This is a genomic window from Saliniramus sp. (assembly GCF_035311605.1).
Taxonomy (GTDB): domain Bacteria; phylum Pseudomonadota; class Alphaproteobacteria; order Rhizobiales; family Beijerinckiaceae; genus Saliniramus.
This window is the reverse complement of the sequence record NZ_DATGCW010000209.1, coordinates 1-3,745: the sequence shown is the minus strand read 5'-3', so window position 1 is coordinate 3,745 and position 3,745 is coordinate 1. Positions and strand designations below refer to the sequence as shown.

The following is a 3,745-nucleotide window of genomic DNA, read 5'->3' as shown; positions in this document are numbered from 1 at the left end:
CAGTTCATGATCGATCTGCATACGGGCGCTCACGGCTATACCGAGGTCAACCCGCCGCTGCTGGTGCGCGACGAGGCGATGTTCGGCACGGCGCAATTGCCGAAGTTCCGTGATGATCAGTTCATGGGGTTCAGCGAGGGCACCCGCGCGGAGCTGCTGCACGAGGCTTTGGAGCATGCCGGAGAGGCGGATATCGCCGCTTTCCGCATCGGGGAGATCGATCTCGTCGGTCTCGTTGATCGGGTGCTCGCAGCCGCGCCCTCCAAGGAAGACCGCTGGCTCATCCCCACAGCCGAAGTCCCGCTCACCAATCTCGTGCGCGAATCGATCCTCGCCGAGGAAGAGCTGCCGCTGCGCTTCACCGCGCTGACGCCGTGCTTCCGGGCGGAAGCCGGCTCGGCGGGGCGCGATACGCGCGGCATGCTGCGCCAGCACCAGTTCTGGAAATGCGAGCTCGTCTCGATCACCGCGCCCGAGACCTCGCGCGACGAGCATGAGCGCATGCTCGCCTGCGCCGAGGCGGTGATGCAAAAGCTCGACATTCCCTACCGCGTCATGACGCTGTGTACCGGCGATATGGGTTTTGCCGCGCACAAGACCTACGATATCGAGGCTTGGCTGCCCGGCCAGCAGGCCTATCGCGAGATCTCCTCCTGCTCCGTCTGCGGCGATTTCCAGGCGCGGCGCATGGGCGCACGCTTCCGCCGAGACGGCAAGCCGCAATTCGTGCATACGCTCAACGGCTCCGGCGTCGCTGTGGGGCGCGCGCTGATCGCGGTGATGGAGAATTATCAGAACGCCGACGGCTCCGTCACGGTCCCGTCGGCACTCGCGCCCTATATGGGCGGGATCACCCGTATCGAAAGGCAGCCCTGAGACCATGCGCATCCTCTGCACCAATGACGACGGCATCCATGCTCCCGGCCTGAAGGCGCTGGAGGCGATCGCGCGGCAATTGTCGGACGACGTCATCGTCGTCGCGCCAGAGACGGACCAAAGCGGCGTCTCGCATTCGCTCTCGCTCAACGATCCGCTGCGCCTGCGCGAGATTTCCGAGCGTCACTACGCGGTGAAGGGCACGCCCACCGATTGCGTCATCATGGCGATGCGCTCGATCCTCGCCGATCGCAAGCCCGATCTGATTCTCTCCGGCGTCAATCGCGGCCAGAACGTCGCCGAGGATGTGAGCTATTCCGGCACCATCGCAGCGGCGATCGAGGGGACCATGCTCGGGGTGCGCTCCATCGCCCTGTCGCAGGCCTATGGGCCGGGCGGGCGTAACAAGGTGAAGTTCCAGACTGCCGAGCATCACGGGCCGGGTATCGTGCGCAAGCTGCTCGAGATGGAATGGCCACGCCATTCGCTGGTCAATGTGAACTTTCCCGATTGCGAGCCCGATGATGTCGTCGCCACCGTCGCGACCAATCAGGGCCTGCGCGACCAGGCCTTCCTCAAGATCGACGAGCGCGAGGATGGGCGCGGCAATCCGTATTACTGGATCGCCTTCGCAAAGACCGATTTCACCCCCGGCCATGGCACCGATCTGTGGGCGATCCGCAGCAAGCGCATTTCAATTACCCCGCTCAAGCTCGATTATACCGACGAGCCGACTCTCACGCAGTTCGCGCAAGTCTTTCGCTGAGCCGGTGAACCGCTGCCCTCACGAGCCGCGGCTCTCTCCGCCTTCCGCGATGAAGGTCTTCAACTCGTCGAGCGAGGCGAAGTGGTAATCGCCCTCCGGCGTTTTCGCGTCGATCGAGCCGTCGGCATACATGGTGTAGGTATTGCCCCCGGATTCGTAGGTGCCGATGACGTTGAGCTCCGGCGCGGGAGCGGCTTCTTCCGGCTCGAGGATCGGCGCTGGTTCAGGCTCGTGAGCAGGAACGGGCTCGGGTTCGGGCTCGTGCTTGGGCTGCGGTTGGGGCGCGGGTTCCGGCTCGGATTCGATCGCCGCAGGCAGGCGATCTGGCTCCGGGATGATCTCGGGTTCCGGCTCGGGCAGGGTAGGGGCGTATTCCGGCTCCTCGGTCGCGGTCTGCGCCTCCAGAAGCGTGGCGAAGCGCTCTTGCTCCAGGGAGACGGCAGCCTCGTGCGAGACAGCCTGACCGGCTTGCAGATTCTGCGCGGCCTTCTCATCGGGTGCATCCGTCATGTCGGCCGAGAGCGCCGGGCGATCGACCTCTTCGTCATCCGGCAGGGCGGCAGCGGGTTTCTCCGACGAATGCTTCTCGACCGTGACGGGCTCGGAAACCTCCGGCGCGGCGCTTAATGGCTTTCGCGCATCGGGTGCGGGCGGAACCGTATTGGCAGGCGGGAATTGTGCGGGCGGCTCCGCGCCGACATGTTCGTGCGGCGTTGCGGCGGGTTGGAGATCTTCGGCGAACAGCGCATCGGCGACGGCATTGCGCAGCCCGTCCCCACTATCGGGCCTGTCGGCGAGCGGGTCGTCCCGCAAAGCGCCATCGCCGATATTGCTCTCAGGGAAGGATTGTGGCGCGAACGGGTCTGTGGCGTCGGGCACTTCGGCTTCGCGGGCTTCGGCTTCGCGCGCCTCGGCCTCCGCCGCGCGGGTGAGGAAATCATCGGCGGGGCTCGGCTGAGGCTCGGTCTCCGGCGTTTTCTCCGCCTCCGCCTCCGCTTGCGCCAGCGCGGTCTGCGGCAGCTGCGGATCGGGCAGCGCCTGTGCCTCGGCGGCCTCACCCTTATCGGTCGTATCGCCCTTATCCCCTCTGCCGGCGAAGGCGCCCTTCGCCTTGTCGAGCCCGGCGAGCGCCATGGCGGTTGCCCCGGTGAGCGGAGCGCCGGCGGATGTGCCCTCGGTGAGGCGGCTGCGGGCGGAACCGCTTCGCGCGAGTGCGCTTTCTGCAGGCGGCGTCGCCGGCATGCCGGAACCGGCCTGCGCGCGCAGGCTCGAAGCAAGCTTGCGCAGCGCACTCGCGAGGAAGGCGATGCCGGCGAGGATGACGCCGCCGGTTGCGACGATCACACCAGACAGCACCTGCGTCCAGCCGCGTTCCAGAATCACGATTTCCCAACCAGCGAAAGCGGAATAAATGCCGCCGAGGACCATCGCGGCGGCGACGCAGTACAACGCGATGATCATGCGAATCCTCGTCACGCGAAAAACAAACTTGCCCAAAGGTTAAAGCTCTCGGGCGCCTTTGCCAATGACGCAGCCTTGCGCAAAGGCGATCTGCGTCCCGCGCAAGCGAAAAATCAGGCCCGGATGCAACGGAATGCGGGGGTAACCGTTGCCGTGGCGTGCAATGGGGCTTACCTAAGCTTCGCAGTGCGCCCGCTTCGTGCGCGGCGAACCGAAATTCGAATCAGGAGAGGAAATCACCATGTCCTTCAGCCTTCCCGATCTGCCTTACGCCTATGACGCGCTTCAGCCCTACATGTCGGCCGAGACCCTCGAATATCATCACGACAAGCACCACAACACCTATGTCACCACCGGCAACAAGCTGCTGGAGGGCTCGGAATTCGAGGGCAAGAGCCTCGAAGAGATCGTGAAGGGCTCGCACGGCGTCAACCAGGCGCTGTTCAACAATGCCGGCCAGCACTTCAACCACCTGCATTTCTGGAACTGGATGAAGCCCAATGGCGGCGGCGCCATTCCCGGTGGGCTCGAGAAGAAGATCTCTGAGGATCTCGGTGGCGTCGACAAGATGAAGGAAGACTTCATTCAGGCCGGCGTGACGCAATTCGGCTCCGGCTGGGCCTGGATCGCCGTGAAGAACGG

At 64.9% G+C, this 3,745-nt stretch carries 4 protein-coding genes; 3 read left to right on the top strand and 1 reads right to left on the bottom strand.

Going from position 1 to position 3,745, the window contains the following annotated elements:
* Both serS and surE read left to right on the top strand, forming a co-directional pair.
* On the top strand, positions 1-876 hold an 876-nt coding region (serS, locus tag VKP01_RS09535), incomplete at its 5' end, for a serine--tRNA ligase (RefSeq protein WP_324411916.1).
* A gap of 4 nt (positions 877-880) precedes the next feature.
* Positions 881-1,642 (top strand): 5'/3'-nucleotidase SurE, encoded by a 762-nt coding sequence (gene surE, locus VKP01_RS09530; RefSeq protein ID WP_324411915.1) that lies wholly within the window; start codon positions 881-883, stop codon positions 1,640-1,642.
* An 18-nt stretch (positions 1,643-1,660) separates the two neighbouring features.
* Here surE and VKP01_RS09525 read toward each other — a convergent pair whose 3' ends face one another.
* Positions 1,661-3,103: a hypothetical protein gene (locus VKP01_RS09525; RefSeq protein WP_324411914.1), complete on the bottom strand. Its 1,443-nt coding sequence runs from the start codon at positions 3,101-3,103 to the stop codon at positions 1,661-1,663.
* A gap of 241 nt (positions 3,104-3,344) precedes the next feature.
* Here VKP01_RS09525 and VKP01_RS09520 point away from each other — a divergent pair.
* Positions 3,345-3,745, top strand: a 401-nt coding sequence (locus VKP01_RS09520) for a superoxide dismutase (protein WP_324411913.1), incomplete at its 3' end; no start/stop codon positions are given.

Excerpts from the sequence above, each read along its gene's own strand:
- surE (WP_324411915.1), top strand. The coding sequence starts at position 881 with ATGCGCATCCTCTGCACCAATGACGACGGCATCCATGCTCCCGGCCTG.
- VKP01_RS09525 (WP_324411914.1), bottom strand. The coding sequence starts at position 3,103 with ATGATCATCGCGTTGTACTGCGTCGCCGCCGCGATGGTCCTCGGCGGC.